The organism is Lactococcus sp. AK05 (genome assembly GCF_041026685.1).
GTDB lineage: Bacteria > Bacillota > Bacilli > Lactobacillales > Streptococcaceae > Lactococcus > Lactococcus lactis.
Map to the genome: position 1 here is coordinate 436,511 of NZ_JBFTEI010000001.1, position 22,763 is coordinate 459,273.

Annotated in this window: 19 protein-coding genes; 18 read left to right on the top strand and 1 reads right to left on the bottom strand. The window is 34.9% G+C overall.

Annotated elements, in window-relative coordinates:
* Nucleotides 1–3: 3 nt before the first annotated feature.
* Both AB6B24_RS02130 and AB6B24_RS02135 read left to right on the top strand, forming a co-directional pair.
* Nucleotides 4–537: a hypothetical protein gene (locus AB6B24_RS02130; protein ID WP_311805014.1), complete on the top strand. Its 534-nt coding sequence runs from the start codon at nucleotides 4–6 to the stop codon at nucleotides 535–537.
* The gene (locus tag AB6B24_RS02135; protein WP_311802434.1) at nucleotides 538–1,119 is read left to right on the top strand and encodes a DNA repair protein; all 582 of its coding nucleotides are present in this window, start codon (nucleotides 538–540) and stop codon (nucleotides 1,117–1,119) included.
* A gap of 53 nt (nucleotides 1,120–1,172) precedes the next feature.
* On the opposite strand, the gene AB6B24_RS02140 is transcribed toward AB6B24_RS02135, so the two are convergent.
* A complete protein-coding gene (locus AB6B24_RS02140) occupies nucleotides 1,173–3,251 on the bottom strand; it encodes a heavy metal translocating P-type ATPase (protein ID WP_311802435.1) in 2,079 nt (692 codons plus the stop codon).
* Nucleotides 3,252–3,451: 200 nt separating this feature from the next.
* Between AB6B24_RS02140 and AB6B24_RS02145 the strand changes: the two genes are divergently transcribed.
* The 16 genes from AB6B24_RS02145 (at nucleotide 3,452) to mraY (ending at nucleotide 22,653) form a co-directional block, all read left to right on the top strand.
* The gene (locus AB6B24_RS02145; RefSeq protein ID WP_311802436.1) at nucleotides 3,452–6,667 is read left to right on the top strand and encodes a KxYKxGKxW signal peptide domain-containing protein; all 3,216 of its coding nucleotides are present in this window, start codon (nucleotides 3,452–3,454) and stop codon (nucleotides 6,665–6,667) included.
* 159 nt (nucleotides 6,668–6,826) lie between these two features.
* Entirely contained in the window at nucleotides 6,827–7,681 is an 855-nt protein-coding gene (locus tag AB6B24_RS02150; RefSeq protein WP_058203626.1) for a bifunctional methylenetetrahydrofolate dehydrogenase/methenyltetrahydrofolate cyclohydrolase, read from the top strand.
* A 166-nt stretch (nucleotides 7,682–7,847) separates the two neighbouring features.
* Nucleotides 7,848–9,101, top strand: a complete 1,254-nt coding sequence (gene xseA / locus AB6B24_RS02155; protein WP_031559209.1) for an exodeoxyribonuclease VII large subunit — start codon at nucleotides 7,848–7,850, stop codon at nucleotides 9,099–9,101.
* The gene (locus AB6B24_RS02160) at nucleotides 9,101–9,340 is read left to right on the top strand and encodes an exodeoxyribonuclease VII small subunit (RefSeq protein ID WP_003131346.1); all 240 of its coding nucleotides are present in this window, start codon (nucleotides 9,101–9,103) and stop codon (nucleotides 9,338–9,340) included. Before xseA ends, AB6B24_RS02160 begins: the two co-directional genes overlap by 1 nt.
* A 148-nt stretch (nucleotides 9,341–9,488) precedes the next feature.
* The gene (locus AB6B24_RS02165; RefSeq protein ID WP_311802437.1) at nucleotides 9,489–10,646 is read left to right on the top strand and encodes a glycerate kinase; all 1,158 of its coding nucleotides are present in this window, start codon (nucleotides 9,489–9,491) and stop codon (nucleotides 10,644–10,646) included.
* An 81-nt stretch (nucleotides 10,647–10,727) separates the two neighbouring features.
* Nucleotides 10,728–11,585 carry a farnesyl diphosphate synthase gene (locus AB6B24_RS02170; RefSeq protein ID WP_311802438.1) on the top strand — a complete coding sequence of 286 codons (858 nt, stop codon included), beginning with the start codon at nucleotides 10,728–10,730 and terminating at the stop codon, nucleotides 11,583–11,585.
* Nucleotides 11,586–11,663: 78 nt separating this feature from the next.
* On the top strand, nucleotides 11,664–12,470 hold the full coding sequence (locus AB6B24_RS02175) for a TlyA family RNA methyltransferase (protein ID WP_015426159.1): 807 nt from the start codon (nucleotides 11,664–11,666) through the stop codon (nucleotides 12,468–12,470).
* Nucleotides 12,467–12,913, top strand: coding sequence for an arginine repressor (locus tag AB6B24_RS02180; RefSeq protein WP_003131351.1), 447 nt, complete (start codon nucleotides 12,467–12,469; stop codon nucleotides 12,911–12,913). The genes AB6B24_RS02175 and AB6B24_RS02180 overlap by 4 nt, the downstream gene beginning before the upstream one ends.
* 146 nt (nucleotides 12,914–13,059) lie before the next feature.
* Entirely contained in the window at nucleotides 13,060–14,727 is a 1,668-nt protein-coding gene (gene recN / locus AB6B24_RS02185; protein WP_259746426.1) for a DNA repair protein RecN, read from the top strand.
* 724 nt (nucleotides 14,728–15,451) lie between these two features.
* Nucleotides 15,452–16,018 carry a TMEM175 family protein gene (locus tag AB6B24_RS02190; protein ID WP_311802440.1) on the top strand — a complete coding sequence of 189 codons (567 nt, stop codon included), beginning with the start codon at nucleotides 15,452–15,454 and terminating at the stop codon, nucleotides 16,016–16,018.
* Between the two features lie 97 nt (nucleotides 16,019–16,115).
* Nucleotides 16,116–16,637 (top strand): DUF805 domain-containing protein, encoded by a 522-nt coding sequence (locus AB6B24_RS02195; RefSeq protein ID WP_311802442.1) that lies wholly within the window; start codon nucleotides 16,116–16,118, stop codon nucleotides 16,635–16,637.
* A gap of 23 nt (nucleotides 16,638–16,660) precedes the next feature.
* Nucleotides 16,661–17,587: a DUF805 domain-containing protein gene (locus tag AB6B24_RS02200; protein ID WP_311802444.1), complete on the top strand. Its 927-nt coding sequence runs from the start codon at nucleotides 16,661–16,663 to the stop codon at nucleotides 17,585–17,587.
* A gap of 232 nt (nucleotides 17,588–17,819) precedes the next feature.
* Nucleotides 17,820–18,773: a 16S rRNA (cytosine(1402)-N(4))-methyltransferase RsmH gene (rsmH, locus tag AB6B24_RS02205; protein ID WP_311802445.1), complete on the top strand. Its 954-nt coding sequence runs from the start codon at nucleotides 17,820–17,822 to the stop codon at nucleotides 18,771–18,773.
* A gap of 157 nt (nucleotides 18,774–18,930) precedes the next feature.
* Entirely contained in the window at nucleotides 18,931–19,311 is a 381-nt protein-coding gene (locus tag AB6B24_RS02210) for a cell division protein FtsL (protein ID WP_311802446.1), read from the top strand.
* Nucleotides 19,308–21,599 (top strand): penicillin-binding protein, encoded by a 2,292-nt coding sequence (locus AB6B24_RS02215; protein ID WP_311802447.1) that lies wholly within the window; start codon nucleotides 19,308–19,310, stop codon nucleotides 21,597–21,599. Before AB6B24_RS02210 ends, AB6B24_RS02215 begins: the two co-directional genes overlap by 4 nt.
* Before the next feature lie 64 nt (nucleotides 21,600–21,663).
* A complete protein-coding gene (gene mraY, locus AB6B24_RS02220) occupies nucleotides 21,664–22,653 on the top strand; it encodes a phospho-N-acetylmuramoyl-pentapeptide-transferase (protein WP_010905599.1) in 990 nt (329 codons plus the stop codon).
* The last annotated feature ends 110 nt before the right edge of the window (nucleotides 22,654–22,763 follow it).

The window sequence follows — 22,763 nt, forward strand, 5'->3', positions numbered from 1 at the left end:
AAGATGTTTGAGCCAAAACTATGGACTAAACCAACAAATTCAAGGTGGTTTATTAAAGAAATTACTCAATATTTAGAGTGGTTAACAACTAACAAATATTTTGAAGGAGAAATTAATATTTTTCTTACAAATGCTAAATTCATTTATGATTTAAGTGCTAGAAAAAGAGAGGGAAACTTTTTGGGTCCTTTCGATAGAACAAAAGTTCCTTCGCTTTATTTTTCATTAGGAGAGTTGTTTAAAGATATTTCTCAAAACGGGAAAGATAATACATTGTGTAATTGGTTGCAGTATTTAACTTTTTTCCTTTATTCTTACATAGATTGGCAGAAGGACAGGGAATTTGATAATGATTTAAATAATGACTTGGCAAATAAAATGATTTTTGAATATATAGATTTTAAAGAAATTAGCTTTGAGTCAGAGGATAGGAGAAAAAAGGAAAATCGAAAACGAGCAAAAAATAAGGGTAAGAAGAAAAAAAGAAAAAAAGAAAAGACACATGAAAAGAATTGGAAAGGAGTTTCTAAAAAATAAATGAAGGATAGAAAAAATGAGAAAATTGCGTACAATGATAGTCAAGAAAATTTAGACGATATATTTTTAACCAAAGATAAAAATAAACCTAAAGCAAATAAAGAAAGGAGCAGTGAAGAAAAAGCAAGGGAAACCAAGCAAATTGTGGATAATCTTAAAAAGATGCAAGAGCATGAAAAGAGCTGGAACGAAGAACAAAAAAATGAAGTTCACTATGAAAGAAATGGACTCGTTAGATTTGAAAGCCTTACTAAACAAAAGCCAAGAAAAATTAAAAGAGGAAAAAGCTATCAAGTGTTTATGGAAAATATAGATATTTATCTTGATTCTAATGAGGTTAGATTAGAAATAAAAAAACTGCTTCAAGATACTAAAGATTATTTACTTCAAGGAGTCTTTGATGTTTTTGATGCTAATCGTTATTTTAGAGGTAATATTTATTTTTTAGTTCATCAAGGGAGTCAATTAAATGATTATGAACGAAAGATTCTAAAATCATTTAAAAATAAATCATATTTAAAAAATATCATTACAATCATTAGTATTTGTGTGATATCATACTTAATCTTTAAGTATATTTAAGTGATAAAAGTTTCATAATTAGTATGATAAAAAATAGAAGAGCATAGGCTCTTCTATTTTTTATCATACCTCAATCCCATCGCGTTGATTGAGACAATCACGGTTGAGATTGACATCAGGACTGCTGCAATGAGAGGGTCAATATAAATCCCTGTAAATGGATAAAGAATACCCGCTGCAACAGGAATAGCAATAATGTTATAGCCTGCTCCAAACCAGAGGTTTTGTTTCATTTTTCTAAGCATGCGTTTGGAAATATTAATCATATCCAAGACGTCACTTGGATTGGAGTTAACTAGGACGACATCAGCGGTACTGATAGCAACCGAAGTTCCTGCTCCAATCGCAAAACCAATCGTAGCAGTTGCAAGAGCTGGGGAATCATTGACACCATCACCAATGAAAAGAACGCCGGCTTTCTTTTGGTATTCTTTCACAATTTCTGCTTTGTCTTCAGGTTTTAATTCCGCTCTAAATTCGGGAATATTTAGTGCACTAGCAATTTTTTGAGCAGTTTCTTTATTATCACCCGTGAGCATAACAGGGGTAATTCCTTGGGCTAATAAACCATTAATAAAGGCTTTCGCATCTGCTTTAGGAGAATCTCCTAAGGCAATAAATCCTAAAACATCTTGTTGTTCATTGATTAGGAAAGATACAGTTAAACCTAAATCTAAATATTGAGCAATCTTTTGTTCATCATAAGAAAGTTGATTTTCACGAAGATATTTATAGTTAACAATTTGATAAAAGTTTTGATTAACTTGCCCTTTAATTCCAACTCCTGGAATATTTTCAACCGCTTCAACTTTAAGATTTTCAAGAGGTTTAGCAGCTGAAACGATTGATTGAGCAATCGGGTGAGTGGAACTTCCTTCAAGTGCTGCCATGATTTGGAGAATGTCTGTTTCATCAGTAAAATCAATAACATTACGAACAATAAACTTACCGTCAGTTAATGTTCCCGTTTTATCCATTAAGGCATATTTAATTGTATTTATTTTTTCCAAAGAGGTTCTGTTTTGAATTAATAAACCATTTTTAGCAGAAATACTGGTTAAGCGAGAAACAACAAGTGGAACCGCAAGACCTAAAGCGTGTGGACATGCAATTACAAAAACAGAAACCGCAAGAAGTAGAGCAAAACTAAAGTTAGAACTAATTGTCCAAAAAATTAATGAGAAGATACCGACAATAAGTGCAGCATAGAAAAGGTAACCAGCCACTCTATCAGCCATATTTTCCAAATTAGATTTTTGAGCTTGGGCTTTCTTGACTAATTCGGCCACTTGATTGAGAAATGAATCTTTTCCAAGAGTTGTGACTTTCATCTCAAATGGTTGGTTTTGATTGAGGGAACCACCATAAACAAGGTCATTTGTTTTTTTATTGACTGCTCGGCTTTCACCAGTAATCATTGACTCATCAACGAGCGCTTCACTTAATATAAGGCCATCTGCAGGTATTTTCTCATTTTCTTTCACTAAAAGTAAATCGCCAACTTTTAGTTCTGAAAGCTCCACATCCTTCCCACTTTTTAAGTGAGCTTTTTTGGGAACAAGGCTTGCTAAATCTTTCAATGCATCGCCAGCACCCATGATTGCTTTCATCTCAATCAGGTGACCAATCAGCATAATGACAATTAAAGTTGCCAGTTCAAACCAGAAGTTCATGCCCATATGTCCGTTAAGACTCATGATTGTGGCGTAAACAGAATAAGCATAGGCAACGGTAATTCCCATTGTAATCAGCATCATCATGGCTGGCTTACGGCTTTTTAATTCACCTTTTGCTCCGCTAAAAAAAGGAGTCCCAGAGTAAAAGAAGATAATTGTACCAAGGATAAGTTGCAAAATTTCACTTCCGGGGAATTTAAGGATAGTAAAGCCAGCGATTGGTGAAATGAGTAGAAGCGGAATCATTAGAATGATAGCCACTTTGAGCTTTTTACTCATATCACCCATATGCATCATGTGTCCTCCATGATTCATCATATCCATATTGTCCATATCATGCATATTATCCATATTGTGCATCTCATGATTTTCGTGCTTCATATCCACCATTTCATGATTGTGATGATGCTCAGACATCATTTCTTCGTGATTAGACGAATGAGTTTTATTTGACATATTTTCCTCCTAAATGAATGCTTTGAAATTTCTATCTATATATAGTTTACATTTGTAAACTATCAAAGTCAAGGAAAAAAGTTGTATTCTATAAATGTTACGAAATAATAATAGATAGGTTTCTTTTGTAACTTAAATGTGATATCATGATATATAATCATAGTGATACTTTATAAAAAGTATCAGCAAGGAGAGAATAAATGAAAAAAATACGGCCAGAAGTGTCTACTGTTATCTCCAAGTCTCATTTTCGAACTTGGAAATCAGGGAAAAGTTGGTTATTTGCTACTTCAGCATTAGCTATAATTATCGTTTCAGGAACGATTACTGACCAAAATGTAAAAGCGGACACAGCAGTTGACAGTAGTCAGCAAATTAGTGGTATTACTGAGGTAACAAGTTATTCAGCACTAGCTTCATCGACAAATAGTGATGTAGCTGCTAGTCAAAATCAAGTTGCTTACGAACAAGCTAGTGACCAAAGTTCTAATAATTCACTGGCTAACACAGTAAAAACTGATACTGAGGGAATAACTTCAAATGTGTCAGATAGTAGCAACTCAATTAATGAAAGCCAAAATACGACAAGTACGACGGTTATTCAAACTCCTACAAACAATATCGTATCGCTTGCAGATTCAAGCTCATCAAATGATAATGGCAGCAATTCTATATTAAGTTCTTCTAATGCTGCAGACAGTGTTGATTCGGCAGTTGGCTCTCAAAGTTCAACAAGTTCATCAGGAGTTTTGAGTGAAAGTTCAGCAATTGATAGTGGTATTGCATCAGCTTCTCAAAGTTCGGAAATGAATCTTGTGGGAAATAGTAGTGCTAATGCTTCGAGTGCTGCTGTCGCTTCTTTTACAGCTATTCTAGCGACTAATCCGTCCATGGTGCCAATGCTTACTCAGGCACTAGCTGCAGCAGCGCCTGCTACAACAAGTGGTTCAGCTATTCTTAACACAACACTCGGAGATCTTGTAAATCAAGCAATTTCGACAGTAGGAATTAGTGGTTTAGAAAATATTTTTAGTACTCTTGGAACTTTTAATATTCCAGGAATGGCTACAGCTGCTTCAGCTCTTAATGGTGTTGAACAAATCGTCAATATTGTTGGAAATATTCAGGAAGCAGCTGCCAATCCTGGAGCCTTTCTATTAAATGGAATGAAATCTGCAGGTTTAGATGTTAGCCAAATTCCATTAGTTGGAGGGCAGATTGTGGCAGCATTTAATGCCATCCCATCAATGAGCCCTGCTGCTATGCTTACTTTTCTTGAAAATCCAACAATTCCAGGACTTTCAAGTATTCCAGGGGCAAGTCTAGTACTAAGCCCAGTACTTAGCGCAATAAGTACTGTAACAAGTGGGATTGTTAATCAACTTAATACGACAACTTCCAATGCCTTGGGTGGTGTTAATTTTGATTTAGACACACTTGTCTCTCTTCAAGGAAATGATTTGGTTAACTACTTGGCTGGTTTAGTAGTTAATTCAGCGATTAATCGAGTAGGTCAAATTGCTTGGAGTCAATTATCTCCAACTATTAGTAATATTCCTCTTGTAGGTACTACAGTTAATAATGTTTTAAGCCCAATATTAAATAATCTTACTGGAGCATCTTTGGGAGAAGTTGCGAATTTAACGGGAGTTTCCAGCCTTCTTGACCAAGTAAATAATAGTTTGGGTAATCTTACAAGCCTTGGTTCAACAGCCTTAGCCACGATTGAGAACACGCTCCAAAATAGTCTAAACTCACTTGGTAATCTTCCTGCTGGTGCTTCGGATATTCTTAACCAAGTGCTCAATCAATTGCAAAATGCGATCAATAATATTGTTGAAAGTGCGACGGGGATTGTAAATAATTTACCAGGTCTTGGAGTTATCGAAAATGGTCTTTCGGACACTATTAGTCAAATACAAAATAATATTAATAATTTCGTTAATAATGCACTTAATGGAATAACGACAATTATCAATTCTTTAACTCCAAGTGTTGGTGCTTCAACAGTTAATCCAAATTCTAGTGCTAATAGTAGCCAATCAAGCAGTAGTGCCAGTTCTTCATCAAGTGCAGCTAGTAGTTCAACTTCATCTTCAAATGTATCAAGCAACACGAGTTCTAATTCTAGTGAAGCAAATACTTCAAGTTCGACTTCTAATGCTTCAAGTTCAAACTCAAGCTCAGGGGGTTCAAGTGCTTCAAGTTCAAATTCCAGCGAAGGTAGTGCCACAAGTTCATCCTCGGTAGACTCAAGTCAGTCGAGTTCAGCTGGGGTAAATGGCTCAAGTTCAAGTTCAGAGAGTTCAAGCATTTCGAGTTCAAATTCCAGTGAAAGTAGTATTGCTAGTTCATCTTCGGTAGACTCAAGTCAATCGAGTTCAGCTGGGGTAAATGGCTCAAGTTCAAGCTCAGAGGGTTCAAGTGCTTCAAGTTCAAATTCCAGTGAAAGTAGTATTGCTAGTTCATCTTCGGTAAACTCAAGTCAATCGAGTTCAGCTGGGGTAAATGGCTCAAGTTCAAGCTCAGAAGGTTCAAGTGCTTCAAGTTCAAATTCCAGCGAAAGTAGTATTGCCAGTTCATCTTCGGTGGGCTCAAGTCAGTCAAGTTCTACTGGGGTAAGTAGCTCAAGTTCAAGCGCAGAAGGTTCAAGTGCTTCAAGTTCAAATTCTAGCGAAAGTAGTATTGCCAGTTCATCTTCGGTAGACTCAAGTCAATCAAGTTCAGCTGGGGTAAATAGCTCAAGTTCAAGCTCAGAAGGTTCAAGTGCTTCAAGTTCAAATTCCAGTGAAAGTAGTATTGCCAGTTCATCTTCGGTAGACTCGAGTCAGTCAAGTTCAGCTGGGGTAAATAGCTCAAGTTCAAGCTCAGAGGGCTCAAGCGTTTCAAGTTTAAGTTCAAACGAAAGTAGTATGACAAGTTCTGGTGGGACAAGTGATTCAAATTCAAACACGGGTCAAACTAGTACTACAAGTTCATCTTCTGAAAATTCAAGTCAATCGAGTCTGAGTTCAAATGAATCAAGTAGTGCAAGTTTGACTTCATCGGAGTCAAGTGGTTCAGCAACATCTTCAAGTATGTTGACTAATCAAAATTTACAATCTAATGATAAAAATGGCTCAAGTCTAACTTCAAATAGTTCGTATACTTCAGAAGTGAAACTAAATAACTTGAGTGACTCAAATTTACCTTCGAATGAAGCAAAAGTTTCGACTTTAATTTCTAAGGTATCAAGTAGTCCGAGTCTTTCAAATTCATTAAGCGCAACGAGCTTACAACTTGTACCAACTGAAACGAAGGAAGAACTTCCCAAAACAGGTGCTGATGACGATTTAAGTTTAGTATTAGCAGAATTGGGATTAGGCTTAGTGGCAACGTTAACTATTGGAAAAGTTAAATATAAAAAAAGGTTTTGAGTAGTATATTTTAATTAAGGACTTCTTTTCTTTGGAAAGAAGCTTCTTTTTAATTTGGAATTATTCTTTTATTAAAAATTACGAACAATTTAAAATAAAGAAAGAAAAAGGAATGATGATGATTAGAGGATGAATGTTAGCTTATGGTATAATAGTTCTATGAACTTGATAGATGGAAAAGCACTTGCTGCTAAAATGCAAGCTGAGTTGAAAGTTAAAGTCGATAAATTAAAAGAAGCGGACAATGTTCCAGGTCTTGCCGTTATTCTTGTGGGCGAAGATCCTGCGAGTCAAATTTATGTCCGAAATAAAGCACGACAAGCCACAGCAATTGGTTTAAATTCTAGTGTGGTTCGTCTACCAGAAACTGTGTCAGAACAAGAACTGTTAGATTTAATTGAACAGTATAATCAGTCAGAACAATGGCATGGTATTTTGGTACAATTGCCATTGCCAGAACATATTTCTGAAGAAAAGGTTTTACTAGCTATTGATCCAGAAAAAGATGTGGATGGTTTTCACCCAATGAATATGGGACGTTTGTGGTCTGGGAATCCTTTGATGATTCCCTCAACTCCAGCCGGTATTATGGAAATGTTCCGTGAATATAATGTGGAACTTTCTGGTAAACGTGCAGTTGTGATTGGTCGTTCAAATATCGTCGGAAAACCAATGGCGCAATTATTAATGATGGCTGATGCTACTGTGACAATTGCTCATTCAAAAACAGAAAACTTGCGCGAATTGACTAAGGAAGCTGATGTTTTGGTGGTTGCTATTGGCCGTGACCGGATGATTAAGGCTGAGGATGTCAAAGAAGGTGCAGTTGTAATTGATGTTGGGATGAACCGTGATGAAGATGGAAAACTTCATGGCGATGTTGATTTTGATGAAGTAAAAGATGTTGCAAGTTTGATTACCCCCGTTCCTGGTGGAGTTGGTCCGATGACGATTACAATGCTTATGGAACAGACAGTTCGTGCAGCAAGTAGAAAAATGAATGAAAATAAATAGTTAATTAATAAAAGAGTAACTAAGTTTATAGTAATTTCTAAAGACTTATTTTTAAGTTAGAAATTTTTTGAAGATAAACTTTTTACTTTTTTTCAATTTTAGCAGTAGAAATTTTACTAACAGAATGATTAGTAAAAAGATTAATTGAGAACTAAAGAGTGAGGGAATGACAGAATATTTATCAGTATCAACCTTAACAAAATATTTAAAAGCGAAATTTGACCGTGATCCATATCTTGAACGGGTTTATTTGACAGGAGAAATTTCAAATTTTAGAAGAAGACCAAATCATCAATATTTTGCACTTAAAGATGAGGGCGCTGTGATTCAAGCTACGATGTGGGCGGGACAATTTCGCAAATTAGACTTTGAATTAGAAGAAGGGATGAAAGTTTTGGCTGTCGGTCGAATCAGTATTTATCCACCTTCTGGCTCTTATTCTATAAATATTGAAAGTTTAGTTCCAGATGGCGTTGGAGCTCTTGCGGTTAAGTTTGAACAGTTGAAGAAAAAGCTGACTGCTGAAGGGCTATTTGAACAACGTTGGAAACAAACTTTGCCACAATTTTCTAAAAAAATAGCTGTGGTAACTAGCCCGTCAGGAGCGGTCATTCGAGATATTATTACGACGGTTCAACGTCGTTTTCCGATGAGTCAAATCGTTCTTTATCCGACAAAAGTTCAAGGACAAGGTTCGGCTGAAGAAATTGCTGGAAATATCCGTCGAGCTAATCAACGTGGTGATTTTGATGTCATGATTATTGGTCGTGGTGGTGGGTCTATCGAAGATTTATGGGGATTTAATGAAGAAATTGTGGTTCGAGCAATTTTTGAATCACGTATTCCAATTATTTCATCGGTTGGACATGAAACAGATGTGACTTTAGCTGATTTTGTTGCTGATAGTCGTGCAGCGACTCCAACAGCGGCAGCCGAATTAGCAACACCAAATACGAAGGTTGATTTAATAAATTGGGCGAATGAGCAGGAAAAACGACTTTTTAATCGCTTAACACATTTAATTAAAATAAGGCGTGAACGAGTAGATAAATTAAGCCAGTCAGTCGTTTTTAGACAGCCAGAACGCTTGTACGATGGACACTTACAAAAACTTGACCGTCTGTGTGAACGTTTGTCAGTGCTGACGGAAAATAAAGTTGCAAATATGAAACACCGTTATGAGCTGTCAGCTGGGAAATTAATTCCGACTTACGGAAAGATAGTTGAAGCTAAAAAGAATAAGACGGAGCAACTTTATCAGTCTTTACTTTTATTAGATATCTCGAAAATAAAAGCGCGTGGTTTTTCCCTCGTTACTGACGAAAAGGGAAAGATTATTAAATCCGTAAGTGATGTGAAAAAAGGTCAGACTTTAGATGTTGAATTGACTGACGGAAAAGTAATAGTGGAGGTAAAATAATGGCAACCAAAAAAGAAGATGTAAAATTTGAAGATAATTTGGCAGAGTTAGAAAATATTGTTCGTAAGTTGGAATCTGGTGATGTAGCATTGGAAGATGCTATTGCTGAATTTCAAAAAGGAATGAAAATTTCGGAAACTTTGAAAAAAACACTCAATGAAGCGGAAGAAACATTAGTAAAAATAGTTGGAAAAAATGATCAGGAGAGTGATTTCTCTCCGGAACAGAAAGACTACTAAAATAAAAAACCTTTGATTTTTCAAGGTTTTTTATTTTAAACAAAATTTTACTGACAAAAAAGCCTATTATTCTAATATCAATCTTATTTATTATATACTAATAGTAGATAGAGTTATGGTCAAGTCTTTTATAGAAAGAGTAGATTAAATGAAGAAAAAATTTGTATTAGCGCCAGATTCTTTCAAAGAAAGTTTGAGTGCGCTGGAAGTTTGTCAAGCAATGGAAAAAGGAATAAAAAAAGTTTTTCCTAAGGCTGAAATAATTTCTATGCCAATGGCTGATGGTGGTGAGGGAACAACAGATGCTTTGATTGATGCAACGGGGGGACGACGGGTATATAAAAAAGTACAAGGTTCATTTGCAAATACAAATGTAGAGGCCTATTTTGGTATTTTGGGAAACTCAAATACGGCAGTCATTGAGATGGCAAAGGCAAATGGTCTGGAATTGGTTGCTTTGGAAGATAGAAATCCATTGATTACATCAACCTATGGAACAGGACAATTAATTAAGGCTGCAATGGATGAAGGAGTAGATAAAATCATCATTGGCATTGGTGGGAGTGCGACTAATGATGGTGGCTCTGGCATGGCTCGTGCTTTGGGAGCTAGGTTTTTAAATAAGGACCAAGAAGAAATTCCACTTGGTGGAGCTTTCCTTAAAGAAGTCAGAACAATTGATATGAGTGATTTTGACCCAAGAGTAGAAGAAATTGAAATATTAATTGCTACTGATGTCACCAATCCTTTAACCGGAAATAATGGCGCTTCTTATGTTTTTGGACCACAAAAGGGAGCAACTGTGGAAATGGTCAAAGTATTGGATGAAAACTTGAAGCATTATGCAGAAATTGTTCATAATGACCTGGGGAAAGATGTTAAAAATAAACCGGGAGCTGGTGCAGCAGGTGGTTTGGGAGCAGGTTTGCTTGCTTTTACCAATGCAAAAATGCAATTAGGAATTGAGCTTGTTGCACAAACAATATACTTAGAAGATAAAATTAAAGAAGCTGATTATGTATTTACAGGTGAAGGCGGGATGGATTATCAGACAAAATTTGGTAAAGCACCTTATGGCGTCTGTAAAATTGCTAAAAAATACAAGAAACCTTGCTTTGCTTTGGCAGGATATATTGGGGATGGAGCAGATGTTCTTTATGAGGAAGGAATGACCGCTATTTTTGGTGTTTTGAGTCAAGCACAATCTTTGTCAGATGCCTTGGCTGACGGCGCAAAGAACGTTGAGCGAACGAGTGAAAATATTACAAGAGTATTAGCAATGAATGAGCAAAAGGCTCACTTATAAAAAGGGAATGGATTTAAAAAATAAAAAAATTTCCTCAAATCATCACGGTTTTTAGCCGTGAATTTTGGTATAATTAGGGTAATGGATACGAAGATACTAAAGTTAGAAGACTTTTTAACTGAATTTTATGAAAGCGCTGAATTTCCAACTGGCTTAGCCGAATCAGCAAAATATTCTTTATTGGCAGGCGGTAAACGAATTCGCCCTCTCCTTTTTTTAAACCTATTGGAGGCTTTTGATTTAGAATTGAGTAAGGCTCATTATCATGTGGCAGCCGCACTTGAGATGATTCATACGGGTTCTTTAATCCATGATGACTTACCAGCAATGGATAATGATGATTATCGTCGCGGGCAGTTAACTAATCACAAGAAATTTGACGAGGCAACTGCAATTTTAGCTGGTGATACTTTATTTTTTGACCCTTTCTATATCCTTTCAACTGCTGATTTATCCGCAGAAATAATAGTAGCGTTGACGCGTGAATTGGCCTTTGCTTCAGGTTCTTATGGAATGGTTGCGGGTCAAATCTTGGATATGGCTGGTGAAGGAAAAGAGTTGACATTAGCTGAAATTGAGCAGATTCATCGCTTGAAAACTGGGCGACTTTTAACTTTTCCTTTTGTAGCTGCTGGAATTGTTGCTCAAAAATCAACGGATGAAGTTGAAAAACTTCGTCAAGTGGGGCAAATTTTGGGATTGGCTTTTCAAATTCGAGATGATATTTTAGATGTCACAGCAACTTTTGCTGAGCTTGGAAAAACACCAGGTAAGGATATTTTAGAGGAAAAATCAACATATGTTGCTCATTTAGGACTTGAGGGAGCCAAAAAATCACTGACAGAAAATTTGTCAGAGGTTAAAAAATTACTGACAGACTTATCAGTTACTGACAGCTCTGAAATTTTTAAAATTATTGAGCAATTGGAAGTGAAATAAAAAAATAGAAATATAAAAAGAAATTATTAGTTACATTTCTAAGAAAAATACGTATAATTACTATAAAGAAAGATCTACATGAAAGAAAGAATTGACGTACTTGCCACGAATCAAGGTTTGTTTGAAACACGAGAGCAGGCCAAAAGAGGAGTAATGGCTGGTCTAGTTGTTGATAGTAAATCAGGAGAGCGTTACGATAAACCTGGTCAGAAAATTGATGATGGAACAGAACTTCGTCTTAAAGGTGAAAAGTTAAGATATGTTAGTCGAGGAGGGTTAAAATTAGAAAAGGCTCTTAAAGAATTCCATTTAGAAATTAATGGAAAAACTTGTCTTGATATTGGTTCTTCAACTGGTGGTTTTACTGATGTAATGCTTCAAAATGGTGCCAAATTAGTCTATGCTTTAGACGTTGGAACCAATCAATTGGCTTGGAAAATTCGCTCAGATGAACGCGTTGTCGTTATGGAACAATTTAATTTCCGAAATGCTGTTTTAGCTGACTTTGAACAAGGAAGACCGTCATTTACTAGTATAGATGTTAGTTTTATTTCTTTAGATTTAATTCTACCGCCACTTTATGAAATTTTGGAAGAAAATGGCGAAGTAGCAGCTCTTATTAAACCGCAGTTTGAAGCGGGACGTGAACAAGTCGGAAAAAATGGCATTATTCGTGACCCTAAAGTTCACCAAATGACTATTGAAAAAGTTTTAAAAACAGCCACTCAACTTGGTTTTTCAGTAAAAGGTTTGACCTTTTCGCCAATCAAGGGTGGGGCTGGAAACGTTGAATTTCTTGTCCATTTACTTAAAGATGGAAAAGCAGAAATTGCTCAGCAGGTTAATATTGAATCAGTTTTACAAAAAGAAAGTGAAGAACTATGAAAAGAGAAGACCGATTAAACTTTATTGCTCAATTTATCCGTGAAAACGAAATTAAAACGCAAGAAGAACTTGTGAATACCCTCTTAACTCATGGAATTGACGTTACTCAAGCGACCGTTTCCCGCGATATTAAATCACTTGCCCTAATCAAGGTGCCAGCTGAATCTGGTGGTTATCGTTATGATTTACCAAAAAACAAGGAAGTTTTACAGTCAAGCCTTCATAAAGCCTTAGCTTTTGATGCAATTACGGGAACAAAAATCAAAGATAATATGCTCTGGATTCTTGCTAATCCAGGGACAACAAGTCTTGTGAAAAATTATCTTTTGGAAGAATATAGCGATGATATTTTTTCAATCATTATTGATGATGATAGTGCTTTAGTTATTTTTGAAATGGAAGAAGATGCTAAAAATCTTTATAATTTACTGACAGAATTTTAAATTTACTGACAAGAATATTGTGACAAAATTCTGCTGAATATTTTGAGCGAATTAATAGCTGTCAGTAAAAAAGAATCAAAGTAGGAAAGATAAGGTTGTTAGGTTACTAATAACCTTGTCATTTATTTTTGAGAAAGGAAATTTTGATGCTACAAGAGATTTCAATCAAAAATTTTGCAATTATCGAAGAAATTCATCTATCCTTTGAGAGTGGAATGACGATTTTAACTGGGGAAACTGGTGCGGGAAAATCAATAATTATTGATGCAATGTCTTTATTACTAGGTGGGCGTGCTTCGAGTGATTTTGTGCGGCATGGGGCAAACAAAGCCGAAATAGAAGGTCTCTTTTTCTTTGATAAAACTCCAGAATTGAAGTCGGTATTATTAGAACTCGGCTTTGAAGAAGTAGATTCTGAAATTATTTTAAGACGTGAGATTTTTGCCAATGGTCGCTCCGTTTGTCGAATCAATGGTCAAATGGTTAATTTAGCTACGCTAAGACAAGTGGGTGAATTATTAGTTGATATTCATGGTCAACACGATAGCCAAGAATTGATGAATCCGAAAAGCCATCTTCGTTTACTTGATGAATTTGGTGACGAAGACTTTGATCAGATAAAAAATAATTACAAACTCAAATTTGAAAACTTCAAAAATTTGCGTCAACAGCTCAATTTACGACAAAAAAATGAGCAAGAATTTGCTCAAAGAATTGAAATCCTTCAATTTCAGGCTGAAGAAATTGAAGCGGCGGAAATTAATCTTGAAGAAGATGAACAATTAGTTAATCGCCGAGAAAAGTTAAATAATATTAAAAATATTGCTGATTCGCTTAGTAGTGCTTATCTAGCGCTTGATGATGAAGATAATGATTATTCAAGTCTTAATAATATCCGAACAACAATGACAGAATTGGATAAAATTAGTAACTTTGATAATGACTACCAAGAGCTTGCTGACAAGACCGCTGAAAGTTATTATGTATTAGAAGAAGTTGCTAATCAAATTCAAAGAATCATGAGTGATTTAGAATTTAATCCAGCTGAACTTTTACAAATTGAAGACCGGATTATGACCTTGACCACTTTGAAGAAAAAATACGGGCCAGAACTGTCTGATGTGATGAACTATTTAGAGAAAGTCCAACTTGAACTCTCAGAATTGACGGGTTCAGAAAATGACTCAGAAAATCTAGAAAATTCAGTTAAAGTTGCACAAGTTCAACTCATTGAAGCAAGTAAAAAACTCAATGAAGCGCGCCATAAAATTGCCATAGAAGTTGAAAAAGATATTAAACACGAACTTTCTGAGCTTTATATGGAAAAAGCTGATTTCAAAGTTAGTTTTGAAGGTGCAAAGTTTTCGGCAAACGGGAATGAACATGTTGAATTCTTTATTCAAACCAATCCAGGAGAAGGATTTAAACCACTGGCCAAAACAGCTTCGGGTGGTGAACTTTCACGTTTAATGCTAGCCATAAAATCAAGCTTTTCAAGACGCGAAAATAAAACAGCCATTGTTTTTGATGAGGTCGATACTGGTGTTTCTGGTCGTGTTGCTCAGGCGATTGCTAATAAAATATATAAAATTGCTAGGCATGGGCAAGTTCTTGCAATTTCTCACCTTCCACAAGTTGTGGCTATTGCCGACAGACAATTTTATATTGAAAAAGCTTCAACTGATGACATTACTACTTCAACAGTTAGAAAATTAAACGCTGAAGAAAGAGTAAATGAAATTGCGAAAATGCTTGCTGGTGAAGATTTAACTAAAGAAGCCTTAGCTCAAGCTAAACGTTTATTGAGCAAATAAACCGAATATAATTAAGAAAAGTCTTGATTTTTAATCAGGGCTTTTTATCTTTTAGGTGACAAAATCATAATTAGTGTAAAAATACAACCACGAATTTGTATATACCGAAAATAATAAATGTTAAAATTAAATTGTAGTTACACTATTAAAAATATTGGAGTATATGTGAAAGTAAATAAAATTTGAATTTTAATCATTTGGGTCTGTTTGTTTTTTTCAATTTATGGGCACTATAATCAAAATTATTTTTTCTTGTTCGTAGGTATTGTTGGTGCCTGTGCGGGAATAATCTGTATGTTATGCGAAATGCTGGTCCAAATTCTTAGAAATCAAAAGATAAAAAAATAAATTTTAAAAAGCTAGTTTTAGACAAATTTCTTTGATTTGTTAGCAAATGTTACTGACAAGCCTTTTGAAAAAGGCTAAAATATCTTTATATACTATGTGCCAACTTCCAAGTCAAAGAGCCATAGATAAAAACGCCTTCTCCTATATAAGATAAGGGCGTTTTTATTATAAATTTGAAGCCTCAATTTATTGGGGCTTTTTATCTCCAAAGGTGATATTATGAAGTAAAATTAGATTTTTTACCATTAAGAACTTCTGTTAAAGTTCTTTTATGAATTAAACTCAATATGTTATAATGAGATATCAACCATAGTACTGAAAGGAGAGGTTTGTAATTTAAAAACTGAAGTCATATTTTATAATTTAGGAGTTAAAAATGAGTAAAACACGTTTAGAAGCATTTACGGATGCTGTCATCGCAATTATCATGACTGTCTTAGTTTTAGAATTGGTCCGTCCAGATTCAGATAGCTTACAAAGTTTTAATGCTTTACTTCCGCATCTGGGTGTCTATTTTGTAAGTTTTTTTATACTGGCTATTTACTGGGTCAATCACCATCATCTTTTTCAAAGCATCAAAAGAATTAATGGAAAAGTTCTATGGATAAATATTAGTTTTCTTTTTGTCTTATCACTTATTCCTATTTTTTCTAACTGGGTATCAATCTATCCTAATTCATTTATCCCAGAATTAGGCTATGTGATTATCTTTTTCTTTGGGAATTTTATTTATCTACTTTTGACAAGAGAATTATTGAAAATAAACGGACACCGTAAAACTTCTGAGACAACGATTAGAAAAAATATCCTAAGTGTTGTGCTCAATATTGTCAGCATTTTATTAGGCTATTTCATAGCTCCAGTAATCATGCTTGTTGGTTCAGCCATAATTTTTTCAATGTGGGTGATTCCAGATAAAAATATTGAAAAAATGTTTAAATAATCTTTTAATAAAAATATGAGTTTACTTAATAAAAAAGTTTGGAATAAATAACTGACCTTCTGTCAGTAAATAATATTATAAGTAAAGAGGAATAACAATGATTAAAGCATACATCAAATATTGGAAAAAAGCAGGAGATTTAAAATCTTATTCAAATCGTTCGGATTATTGGTGGGTTTTCTTGACTAATTCAATCATATTTGCAGTTCTCAGCTTTTTAAACTTTATGGTGACAATCCCCAAAGCTGGAAAAATAATGAGCCAATCTGCAACTTTATCACAAAAAGAAATTATTCAACAGGTGACAGACTTATATGCCAACCCTACAGGTGGCGCATTAGTAATAGTTATTGTTACAGCTCTCATTGGTCTAGCTATTCTTGTTCCTAATATCAGTTTGACAGCTCGTCGTTTACGTGATGCTAGGTTTCCTTGGTGGATTTCTCTTGTTTTTGGAGTAGCTGCAATTTATGGGCTGGTTACAATGTTTATTCATCAAGATTTTCTAGCAAAAATGGGTTATTTTGTTGGATTTATCAATTTCATTATTTATATTCTTTGCCTTTTTCCAACCAAATATGGCATTGACGAAGAAGATGATTCAAGAACTTATGAATAATTTTAAAAATAGAGAGGTAAAATATGGTTCAAGCTTATAAAAAATTTTGGCTGGGTGCTTTCACTTTCAATAAAAAGACTAGTCGTAAAGATTTTTGGTCAGCCTTATTAACTCATATCATAATATTTGTCATCTTGTTTAAAGCTTATCATTTCTTTAATCTACTAGATTTTTATCAACTAGCGACTTTATGGCAAACTTTTGCCTCATTCTTTCAATTAATATTTAATCTATATTTCTTTGGAAGTTTATTGTCCTTCATTGCTCTAACTGTTCGGAGATTGAATGATGCAGATTTGCCTTGGGGACTTATTTTTCTTAATTTTATCCTTGGTCTAGGAACTCTTGTGCTCTTGATACTTAACCTATTTCCAAGTTCGCCTAGAGCTTTAAAATTCAAGGAATACGAGATTAATTCTTCTCAAGAATTTAATAATTTACCAGAGACAAAGACATTATCAGGTATATTCAAGGACTATTTCAAAAATTACTTTGAGTTTCGCGGAAGAACGACAAGAAGAAATTTTTGGTGGGTGCAACTGTTTTGGGGACTGACCGTTATTCTTTTTCTGTTTTTAATCTATCTTTTCAATCAATTTGAACAAATAATGTTTGGCTATAATTTTATTGGTAGTATGGTCTTGCGTTTATTCTTTTTCCTATTTATCTTAGGAACATTTTTCCCACAACTTACGATTCATGTAAGACGCTTAAGAGATGCTGGTTTGAGTAATTTAGGATTATCACTTTTGTTAGGTGGAACAAGTGGAATATTAATTTTCTATCAAATGTTCACGAAGACATTAAAAATAACATATACAACCGGTCACTATCAATTAGTTCAATATCTCTTATTTTTACTAGTAATGATTGCAGTATTGAGTTTAATTCTTGCAGAAGTAATGGCGACAGGAGAATTAAAAACAAATAAAAAAAAATTCTTTATTTGAAAAAATAGACTGATTAATTTCAGTCTATTTTTAGTATTAATTGTTAAACTATAAAAAGTCATGTTTACACAACTTGTAAATTGAATTGACATCAAAGAAGCCAGTAATAGATACAAATGCAGTTCATGTAAGCCTTTTTATTAAAAAAATCTTTACATAATCATGTAAACTACTACAAAAATAGAAAAAAAGTGATATAATAAACTGTAAGTATACAAGGAGGACGGCGCTCTTGCCAAAAACAATAGCATTTAAGCATGATACAGTCTTACTACATGAAACCGTAGATATGCTTGAAGTAAAGCCAAATGGAATTTATGTTGATGCGACACTAGGTGGCGCAGGACATAGTGAGTATCTTCTTAGTAAACTGACTGATGGTCATCTTTATTCATTTGACCAGGATGAAACTGCTCATGAAAACGCAAAAGTACGCTTAAGTGAGCAACTTGCAGAAGATAAAGTAACATTGATTAAAAGTAATTTTCGCTATCTTAAATCAGCTTTAGCTGAATTAGGAGTCACGAAAATTGATGGAATTCTTTATGATTTAGGAGTTTCTAGCCCACAATTCGATGATAGTCAACGTGGTTTCTCTTATAAAAAAGAGGCAAGATTAGACATGCGGATGGACCAAAATCAAACTCTTTCTGCTTATGAAGTTGTAAATGATTATCCTTACGAAGCATTAGTTCGCATTTTTTTCCGCTACGGCGAAGATAAATTCTCTAAACAAATTGCTCGTAAGATTGAACAAGCAAGAAAAATTAAACCTATTGAGACAACAATTGAGCTTGCGGATTTAATAAAATCTGCATTACCTCAAAAGGAGCTCAAGAAAAAAGGGCATCCAGCCAAACGCATTTTCCAAGCGATTCGTATTGAAGTAAATGATGAACTTGGAGCAGCGGAAGAATCAATCGAACAAGCCATTGATTTATTAAAAGTTGATGGTCGAATTTCGGTAATTACTTTTCATTCTTTGGAAGATCGTTTAACAAAAACAATTTTCAAAGAATATAGTACAGTTAATGTTCCTAAGGGATTACCGATGCTTCCTAAAGATATGGAAGCGAAACTAAAATTGATTAATCGCAAACCAGTTCTTGCAAACGAAGAAGAACTCGAATTTAATAATCGAGCTCATAGTGCAAAATTAAGAGTAGCGCAAAAACAAAGAGATTAATCAAATAACAAGTTGGTCTAATAAAGAGGGTTTTCCCACTTGAGGATTGTTTTTGGATGTCTTATATAAATGAAATAACAATATTTAGCTTTTCTCTTTTCAATAGTGAAGAGAGTAAGTTAAATTTCTTTAGTAAGATAAACGAGTGGAGGCAAAGATGGCAGCACAGCCTAAAGAATACTTCGATATAGAAACTGCGGCGAAAAAAGATAGTTATCTCATTGATACGGAAACTTTAGCGCCAGAAGTTCTAGCAAGTAAGTTTAAAAAGTTTTCTGGTGTTGAAAAGGTATTCTATCTGACAATGGTAGTTGCTGCTTTAGTGTTGGCTGTTGGTCTACTTTATGTTAAGACTAAGACACTTGAAGTTCAAGGGAATACAATGGACTTACGTTCAAAAATTTCTCAAGAAACAACCCGAGAAACTGAGTATGATCAACAAATTTTAGATTTAACATCAGGTACTAAAGTGCTTGATACGGCGAATAAAGCTGGTTTAAAACAAAATCCTTCTAATGTATTGAAAGCAACGAAATGATAAAATTTTTAAAAAAACTAATTTTCTTTCCTTTTAGAAAAGTATCACGAAATGCCCGAAAAACGAATTGGAGTACAGAAAGAAATCGTAAACGAGTAGGTAAGAGCCTGTTTTTCCTAGCTATTGCGCTGTTTACGGTTTTTATATTTCGTTTTGTCTGGCTAATTACCGTCAATCATGTCGGTGGAACCAATCTTACAACGATGGCCAAGAGTAACTATCAAAGCACAGTAACGGTTCAGGCGAAGCGTGGGACAATATATGACCGTACAGGTGCGGCCATTGCGGTAGACTCAAGTACCTATACAATTTATGCTGTAATTGATAAAACACAGGTTGATTCAAACGGAAATCCTCTTTATATTGATAAGAAAGATTTTACCAAAGTTGAAGATTTCTTGAATAGTAAACTTGGAATTGACCGTGATTTGATTAAAAAGCAGCTCAATTCTAAATTGAAACAAGTTCAATTTGGTCCTCAAGGGAGTGATATCTCTCTTGAAAAAATGAAAGAGATTCAAAAAGCGGCTGAGAATGAAAAAATTGTTGGACTTGGTTTCACGGCAAATATTTCTCGTTCTTATCCTTTTGGAAATTTTGCTTCTCAATTTATTGGTATTGCTCGTCCTAAAGATGAAAATGGTACTCAAGCTCTCAAGGGTGATATGGGCTTGGAAAAAGCCTTCAATAATGTTTTGAGTGGTGAAAATGGTAAAGAAACTTATCAAAAAGATATCTATGGTCGCCCAATTCCAGGAACAACTAAAGTCATTGAACCTGTTAAAAATGGTCAAGATGTTTATACTACACTTGATGCACAACTTCAAAGAAATCTTGAAGGATATATGGACAAAGCGGCTACGGATACTGGAGCACAACAACTTTCAGGAACTTTAGTTGATGCTCATACCGGTGAGATTTTAGCAACAAGTCAACGTCCAACCTATACGGCAACAACGATCAATGATGCTGAGAAACAAAAGTATTTCACTTGGAACAGTTTGCTTTCACAATCAGCCTTTGAACCGGGTTCAACATTTAAAACCTTCTTGATGGCTGGTGCGCTTGATAGTGGAAAAGTAAATCTTAATGAAACTTACCAACGGAAACTTCAAGTTTATGATACAACGATTAATGACTGGGATGTAACAGAAAATAAAAGTTATACTCTGCCAGAAACAGTAACCTATGCTCAAGGTTTTGCTTTATCTTCAAATATTGGGATGAGTAAAATTGAAATGAACATGGGAGATGCTTTATGGGGAAGTTATCTTAATAAATTTAAATTTGGTCTTAAAGTAAGAGCCGGTTTAGATGGTGAAAATCCAGGAGCCCTTCCTTCATCAAATGCCGTTTCGCAAATTCAATCTTCATTTGGTCAAGGGGTTGCGGTTACTCCACTTCAATTGATTAGAGGTTGGACGGCTATTGCTGGAAATGGAACAATGCTTGAGCCACATATTGTCAGCAAAGTAGTAGATCCGAATACAAAAACAAGTTTGACTTCTAAAGCAGAAGTTGTTGGACATCCGGTCTCTAATGATGCAGCAAGTGGTGTGCGTGATTTGATGTTAACAGTAAATACTGACCCTGTTTACGGAACATCTTATTCAACAAGTGGCGATTCTGAGCAAAATCTTGCTGCTGGTCCTTTATTTATGGTCAATGGTGAACCGGCTGCGGTTAAAACGGGGACGGCCCAAATTGCCTCACCAACGGGTGGTTATATGAGCGGTTCTCAAGATTATCTTTACTCTGCTGTTGTGATGTATCCTGCTAAGAATCCTGATTTTATTTTCTATATGAATGTAAAAATTCCTACAGAAAGTTGGACACTTAAATATATTGCTCGAGTGGCAAATCCATTGTTAACAAGTGCTGAAGCAATGAAAAATGATTTATCAGTTAGTGCTGATACTGATACTAAAGCTGGTAAAGTGACCATTGAGAATTATAAAGGAAAAGATTCAGGAGATACTGCTGATAGCTTACGCCGTACTGTCCTTAGTCCGGTTATTATCGGGACAGGGGCAAAAGTAACTGCTCAATCAATTGCTGAAGGTGAAAAAGTTTCAGCAAATTCACGAATTTTACTTTTGACGAATGATAAAGATCAGGTGATGCCTGATATGTATGATTGGTCGAAAAAAGAAGTTGAGCAATTGGCTAATTGGTTTGGAATTAAAGTAACTTATGAAGGGTCAGGAAATAAAGTCTTGACTCAGAGTATCGAAACTTCTACCAATGTTAAAAAAGGTCAAACTCTAACTGTTAAAATGGGAAATTAAAAATTATTGATTGAGGCTCCACAGACACTAGTCTATGTGGAGCTTCAAAAATTAGGAGAAGAAAATGTTATTGAATGGGATAGTGGCGGCGGTAATTACAATGATTATAACAATCATTGGTATTCCTCGCTTCATTATGTTCTTCCACAAGAAAAAATTGGGTGGGCAACCAACCCTTGAAGATGTAAAACAGCATGCTAGTAAAGCTGGGACTCCTACAATGGGCGGTTTTGTCTTCGTTGTTGTGAGTTTAGTAGTTTCATTAATTGCCGCTTTGGTTTTTGGCAAATTTAGTCCAGCTTTCATTACTGCGTGGTGGGTCTTTGCCATGTATGCTGTCATTGGCTTCTTAGATGACTTTTTGAAAGTATTCAAACAAATTAATGAAGGTTTGACTGCCAAACAAAAAATGTTGGCTCAAATTTTAATTGGGATTGTTTCCTATTTCATTTACAGTCATGGGGAAAAATCACATATTATTCATCTTTTAAGTTGGGAATTTAATATTGGGATTTTCTTTTCAATTTTCATTATTATTTGGCTTGTAGGTTGGTCAAATGCGGTCAATCTTACTGACGGAATCGACGGTCTTGCCTCAATCACTGTTGCGATTTCACTGACAGCTTATGCAGTTATCGCAGTAGCCCATCAACAGTACGATGTTTTGTTGATTATCTTGTCAGTCATTGGTGGTTTGCTTGGATTCTTTGTCTTCAATCACAAACCAGCAAAAATTTTCATGGGTGATGTTGGTTCGTTGGCTTTGGGTGGTTTTCTTGCAATTGTATCAATCTTACTTCATGCCGAATGGACTTTGCTTTTGATTGGTGCGGTTTATGTCATTGAAACACTTTCAGTGATGCTACAAGTTGCTTATTTCAAGAAAACAGGTGGTAAACGTATTTTTAGAATGACTCCTATTCATCATCATTTTGAACTCGGTGGATTTTCTGGAAAAGCAGCTGGTTGGTCAGAATGGAAAATTGACATTGTCTTCTGGTTATTTACAGCAGTGCTGTCAGTAATTGCGCTTTGTATTTACTTTGCTTTTTAATTAATAAATTTACTGACAGAATGGTCAGTGAAAAGTCGCTCTTGTGAGCGACTTTTTTTATTTTTTAAAGTTAATATTTTACTGACAGAATACTCAAGAAAATATTATTT